This is a genomic window from Rhodopseudomonas sp. (genome assembly GCF_013377015.1).
Classification (GTDB): Bacteria; Pseudomonadota; Alphaproteobacteria; order Rhizobiales; family Xanthobacteraceae; genus JARJEH01.
The window spans coordinates 246,336-252,680 of the sequence record NZ_JACABA010000006.1; the positions used below are offsets into that span (position 1 = coordinate 246,336).

Sequence of the window (6,345 nt, forward strand, 5' to 3'; positions counted from 1 at the left end):
TCTTCAGGCCCATCCGGCCCCGCCCCGACCGCGGCGGCGGCTAGCGCACACGGGAAGTGAACGAGATGGACAGCGTCGCAAGCACGCCATGGTGGGCCGCCGGCGTGCTGTATCAGATCTATCCGCGTTCGTTTCAGGACAGCAATTGCGATGGCGTCGGCGATCTCGCCGGCATTGTCGCGCGGCTGCCTTATCTGGTCGATCTCGGCGTCGACGCGATCTGGCTGTCGCCGATCTTTCCGTCGCCGATGGCGGATTTCGGCTATGACGTCTCCAACTATGTCGGGGTCGATCCGATCTTCGGCACGATGGCGGATTTCGATGCGCTGGTGGCGGCGGCGCATGGCCGCGGCCTCAAGGTCGTGCTCGACCTGGTGCCCAATCACACCTCGGACCAGCATCCGTGGTTTCTCGAAAGCAGAAGCTCGCGCGACAATCCGAAGCGCGACTGGTATCTGTGGCGCGATCCCGCCGCGGATGGCGGCGCGCCCAACAACTGGCTTTCGGAGTTCGGCGGCAGTGGCTGGGATTACGACGCGGCGACGCGGCAATATTACTATCACGCCTTTCTCAGCGCACAGCCGGACCTGAACTGGCGCAACAAGCAGGTGCGCGAGGCGATCTACGACGCGATGCGGTTCTGGCTGCGCAAGGGCGTCGACGGTTTTCGCGTCGACGTGATCTGGCACCTGATCAAGGACGATCAGTTCCGCGATAACCCGCCCAATGCGGATTTCCGCGTCGGCATGCCGCCGCATGCGGCGTTGCATCCGGTGTATTCCGCCGACCGGCCCGAGACGCTGGAAGTGGTCGCCGAAATGCGCAAGGTGGTCGACGAATTCGATGCCCGGCTGCTGATCGGCGAGATCTATCTGCCGATTGAGCGGCTGGTCGCTTACTACGGCCACGACCTCTCCGGCGCCCATTTGCCGTTCAATTTCGCGCTGCTGTCGGCGCCATGGCACGCTCGCGGCCTGGCGCAACTGATCGAGCGCTACGAGCAGGCGCTGCCGAACGGGGCGTGGCCGAACTGGGTACTCGGCAATCACGACCGGCAGCGGGTCGCCAGCCGCGTCGGTCCCGCGCAGGCCCGGGTCGCGGCGATGCTGCTGCTGACGCTGCGCGGCACGCCGACGATGTATTACGGCGACGAGATCGGGATGCGGCAGGTGGCGATCGCGCCGGAGCAGGTGCGCGATCCGTTCGAGAAGAACGTGCCGGGGATCGGGGTGGGCCGCGACGGCTGCCGCACCCCGATGCAATGGGACGGCTCCCCTCATGCGGGGTTTTCGTCGGCCGAGCCTTGGCTGCCGCTCGCCGATGATTTCGCGCAGGACAACGTCGCCAATCTGTCGGCGGATCCGCAATCGATCCTCAGCCTGTATCGGGCGCTGCTGGCGTTGCGCAAGCGGCTGCCGCAATTGTCGCGCGGCGATTATCAGCCGCTCGCCGCCGAAGGTGATCTGCTGCTGTATCGGCGGCACTGCGACGGGGGATCGGTGCTGATCGCGCTCAATCTCAGCGCCGCGCCGGCCGCGCTGGTCTCCGACCGGTTCGGCCTCGATGGCGAAATTCTGCTGTCGACCGCGATGGACCGCGCCGGCGAGCGGGTCGGCGCCAGCCTCGCTTTGCGCAGCCATGAGGGCGTCATCGTCGGCCGCGCGCCGGAGCCTGTGGTCTAGCGACATCCACATGCCTTCATCATTCCGGGGCGCGAGCCGCCCCTGGCCGGAACGGGATCGACGGCATCCCCACGAACACCCGATTGGGAATCGCGGCTCTTCACAAACCTCGGAATCGTTCCTATGTTGCGGGTTCCTGAAACAACGAAAGGAGGTGGTCCAGTGTCTCACTCAAAGCGCTGTCACCTCGCTGAGGCCGCCCGCTAGGCTTTCTTGAGCTTGGCAGAGGCGTCCTTGGCGCCTGGAACCAGCGAGATCTTGAGGGGCGCGTCGGATCACTCCGGCGCGCCTTTCTCTTGATGCCAACCTTTGGTCTTCAAGTTTTCGCGATGGCCTTTACCGGCGCTGTCGGTATGTCAGTGTGCGCGGCTGGCGATCCTGCCGCGTTCAACCAAGGTAGCCCATGACCGAAGCCGCAAGCATGTTCTCCGACGGAAAAGCCTATGAGCGGATGATGGGACGCTGGAGCCGCGTCGCGGGCACCACCTTCCTCGACTGGCTCGATCCGCCGAAGGGCCAGCGCTGGCTCGACGCCGGTTGCGGCAACGGGGCCTTCACCGAGGAGATCGTTGCGCGCAGCGCGCCGGCTGCGGTCAGCGCGGTCGATCCGTCCGAAGGCCAGATCGCCTATGCGCGGAAGCGGCCGGCCGCGCAGCACGCGCAATTCGAGATCGGCGATGCGCAGAAGCTGGACTTTGAGGATAACAGCTTCGACGTCGCCATCATGGCGCTGGTGATCGCGTTTCTGCCCGATCCCGCCCGGGCCGCGGCGGAATTGGCGCGGGTGGTGCGTCCCGGCGGATCGGTCGCCACTTACATGTGGGACGTCGAGGCAGGCGGGACGCCGATCTCTCCGGTCGGTGCCGCACTGAAATCGCTGGGCATCACCCCGGGCCAGCCGCCGAATCCGCCCGCTTCAGGCCGTGACGCCATGCAGGCGTTCTGGGACAATGCCGGGCTGGTCGATGTCGAGACCCGGGTGATCCGGATTCCGGTGGTCTATTCCAGCCTCGATGATTTCTGGGATTCCAACATTGTGCCGATCGGGCCGATGGGCGCGCTGCTCGGCAAGATGACGTCCGGGGAGCGTGAGCAGTTGCGCGCGCGGCTGCGCGAACAGCTGCCGATCGCCGCCGACGGCAGCATCAGCTACGACGCCGTAGCCAACGCGGTGAAGGGACGGGTCAAGCCATAGCGGCGCGACGCCGCGCAAATCTCAGAACGATTCCGAGACGACATTGCTGCAATGGAAGCAGCGCCAAATGCGCGTCGCCGGGGTCAGCTGGCGGGCGGGCAGATCGGCCAGATGCGTCATGTCAGCACCGCACGTCGCGCATTTGCGCGTCGCCGCTTCCGTGTTCAGGTCGTTCGGCCACGACAAATGCTCGCCCCATAAACTATCACCGATCACCGCGGCAATGCCTTCCCGAATTCCGAATCAGACGGCCACCCCCATCGCCTGAGCGGCTGACGATGAGCCGCAATTGTGGCGATCAACAGTGTCTCTGTTCGGCGTCGGTGTCAGGCTGGACCTGACGTGCGGTGTGTCGGCTAGCGGACCGTCGCTACGCGCGAGCCATGTTAGTGGTACTTGCAGACCGCGCGCCAGAGTGGTGCGTATCGTTAACCCGACGGCGGCGATGAAATCTCTCACAGAGCCAGAAGGTCGGGCGTCGCCGCCCGGCCCGGACGAGTCCGCGCGGCCCAACCGGACAGGCAGCCTGCCTCGTCGTGTCTGGCGCGGCGTCATGGACTATCTGATCACGTCCCACGACCCGCGCTTTCCGCTGCGGGTCCGGCTATGCGTGATGGTGGCGCTGCTGCTGCTGCCGGCGCTGGTCGTTGCCGGGGCGCTGTCGTTCCGGCTGGCCGCCGCCGAACGCGAACAGATCGAACAGGAGCTGGCGCGCACGGCCGAACAACGCGCCACCGAAATCGATCGGGAGATCGAGAGCACCAAGGCCATGCTCGTCGTGCTGGCCGGCTCGCGCTACTTGCAGACCGGCGATCTGGAAGGGTTTCATCGCCGCGCCTCGGAAATCGCCCGGCAGCTCGGCACGCTGGTGGTGCTGCATCGTCCGACCCAGGACAGGCGGGTGATCACCACCTCGGTGCCGTGGGACGAGACGCCGGAACTGACCATGCCGGCGGTGCGGCTGGCGGCCGAACAGCGGGCGATCGAGAGCGGCCAGGCGGTGGTCTCCGACGTGTTCTTCGGGCCGGTCAGCAAGCAGTATCTGGTCGCGGTGATCCTGCCGGTGATGCGGAACGGCGTCTGCGACTATGTGCTGTCGATCGGAATCCCGGCAGCGAAGCTTTCCTCCATTCTGGCCAGCCACGTCCACGGACCCGGACGGGTGGACGTGATCCTGGATCGCCGCAACGCCTTCGTGGCCCGCTCGGGCAACAGCGACGCCTTTGTCGGCACCCAGGCGCCGTCCGAGGTGGCGTGGTCGGAGCTGCCGAACGCCGGGATGCTGGATGTCACCAACCGCGACGGCATCCGGTTTCACGACGCCTATCGCCGGGCGAAGTCCACCGGCTGGCTGATGCTCTCGTCGGTCGAAGAAACCGTGCTCAACGCCACGATCCGGAAAGCCTGGGCGAGTTCGGTCGGCACCACGCTGGCGCTGTTCGTCTCCGCCATAGGCCTGACCTATCTGACTGGCCGCCGGATCGAACGCACCGTCGGCAAGATCGGTATCGATCGCCGGCCGACCGGCCAGGAATTCGCCCTGCTGCTGGATTCCGCCCCCAACGGCGTCGTGCTGGTGGATACCAATGGCCTGATCGTGCTGACCAACAGGCAGTTGGAGCAGATGTTCGGCTATGCGGGGCACGAGATGATCGGGCGGCCGGTCGAAATACTGATACCGGGCGACTTCCGTTCCGGGCATGTCGCGCTTCGGCAGGACTTCGTCCAGCACTCGACCATGCGGCCGATGGGGGCGGGGCGCGACATTCTCGGCCGGCGCAAGGATGGCGGCGAATTCCCGATCGAGATCGGACTCAACCCGATCGCCACCCATTCCGGGCAATATGTGATGGCGACGGTGGTCGACGTCACCGCGCGGGTCAGCGCCGCCAGGGCGCTCCACGTCGCCACCACCGAGCGCGACCAGTTGCGGCGCCGGCTGATGCAAGCCGCCGAGGACGAGCGGCTCCGGCTGGCGCGCGAACTGCACGATCAGACCGGCCAGCCGCTGATCGCCGCCACCCTCGCGGCCAAGGACCTCGCGCGCTCGCTCGATCCGGAAGGCCAGCAGAAACTCGCCAAGCTCAACGGACTGCTGGATCTGATCGGCCGCACCTTGCACCAGGTCGCCTGGGAGCTGCGCCCGGCCTCAATCGACGAACTCGGCCTGAAGACGACGCTCAACAACTACGTCGCCGACTGGAGCGCGCAGATCGGGGTCGACGCGGACTTCCTCTGCGACGTCGATATCGACCATATGCCCGACGAAACACGCACGACGATCTACCGCGTGGTGCAGGAGGCGCTCACCAACATCGCCAAGCACGCGGTCGATGCCAAGAACGTCAGCGTCGTCCTCAAACGGACAGGTTCGACGCTGCAATTGACCATCGACGACCGCGGCGACGGCTTTGATCTGGCCGAATCGCTGGGCAAGCCGAGCAAGCTGGGATCGCTGGGCATTCCGAGCATGCGTGAACGGGTCGCCCTGATCGGCGGCACCCTGGATGTCGAGTCGAGTATCGGCTTCGGTACGACCGTGTATGCCCGGATTCCGATGCCGCAAGTAGAGGTCGCAACATGACCAAATCCCGCGTCCTTCTGGTGGACGATCACCCGCTGATCCTCGCCGGAATCCGCAGCCTGATCTCGTCGGAGCCGGATTTCGAGATCGTCGGCGAAGCCATGACCGGGCCGGAAGCGTTGAAAAAGATTCGCGAAGTCAACCCGGATCTGGTGATCGTCGATATCTCGATCGCCGGCATGAACGGCGTCGTCCTCACCCGCCGTGTCTCCGCGGAGATGCCGGGGTTGCGTGTCCTGGTGCTGACGTTGCATGAAGACCGCACTTACCTGACCCAGGCGCTGGACGCCGGCGCGCGCGGCTATGTGGTGAAGCGTTCCGCCGCCGAAAATCTGGTGCTGGCGATGCGCGCGGTGCTGGGTGGTGGCATCTATGTCGATCCGGCGGTCGCGCATCGGGTCCTGCAGCGGCCCTCGGTGTTCAACCGCGCGGCGGTCTCTGCAATCAGGGAACTCTCCGAGCGCGGAGCCGAGGTTCTCAAGCTGTCGTCGCTAGGGCTGACCAACAAGGAGATCGCGTCGCGGATCGGCGTCGGCGTGAAATCGATCGAGACCTTCAAGTCCCGCGGCCTCGGCAAGCTGGAAATCCAGACCCGCGCCGATCTGCTGCGCTACGCGGCGCAGGCCGGATGGCTCGCCGACGTCTAGCCGGAAGAATCGCAGGTTCAATTTCGTCATTGCAATGACGAACTCAAGCGCCCGACTTTGTCGAGTTAGTTTTGAGTTAGTCTCTGAGAGTCTGACCTAAAAAAGCGATCAATAGAACCAGGCCTTCAAGTTCGTCATTGCGAGGAGCTCTTGCGACGAAGCAATCCAGTCTTCGCCTGCCGCTGACGTTGCCCCCGTAGCCTAATCCAGGTTGAAGTTCGTTCTGGCCCAAGACGA

5 protein-coding genes are annotated in these 6,345 nt (G+C 65.2%); 4 read left to right on the forward strand and 1 reads right to left on the reverse strand.

Annotated features, from left to right (window positions below):
• Positions 1-65: 65 nt before the first annotated feature.
• Together HXX15_RS21185 and HXX15_RS21190 are read left to right on the forward strand one after the other, a co-directional pair.
• Positions 66-1,682: an alpha-amylase family glycosyl hydrolase gene (locus tag HXX15_RS21185; protein ID WP_296518642.1), complete on the forward strand. Its 1,617-nt coding sequence runs from the start codon at positions 66-68 to the stop codon at positions 1,680-1,682.
• 403 nt (positions 1,683-2,085) lie between these two features.
• A complete protein-coding gene (locus HXX15_RS21190) occupies positions 2,086-2,877 on the forward strand; it encodes a class I SAM-dependent methyltransferase (protein ID WP_296518644.1) in 792 nt (263 codons plus the stop codon).
• A 21-nt stretch (positions 2,878-2,898) separates the two neighbouring features.
• Here HXX15_RS21190 and HXX15_RS21195 read toward each other — a convergent pair whose 3' ends face one another.
• Positions 2,899-3,093, reverse strand: a complete 195-nt coding sequence (locus tag HXX15_RS21195) for a hypothetical protein (protein WP_296518646.1) — start codon at positions 3,091-3,093, stop codon at positions 2,899-2,901.
• Positions 3,094-3,430: 337 nt separating this feature from the next.
• Between HXX15_RS21195 and HXX15_RS21200 the strand changes: the two genes are divergently transcribed.
• Both HXX15_RS21200 and HXX15_RS21205 read left to right on the forward strand, forming a co-directional pair.
• On the forward strand, positions 3,431-5,461 hold the full coding sequence (locus HXX15_RS21200) for a PAS domain S-box protein (RefSeq protein ID WP_296518647.1): 2,031 nt from the start codon (positions 3,431-3,433) through the stop codon (positions 5,459-5,461).
• A complete protein-coding gene (locus HXX15_RS21205; RefSeq protein WP_296518650.1) occupies positions 5,458-6,108 on the forward strand; it encodes a response regulator transcription factor in 651 nt (216 codons plus the stop codon). Before HXX15_RS21200 ends, HXX15_RS21205 begins: the two co-directional genes overlap by 4 nt.
• Positions 6,109-6,345 lie beyond the last annotated feature (237 nt).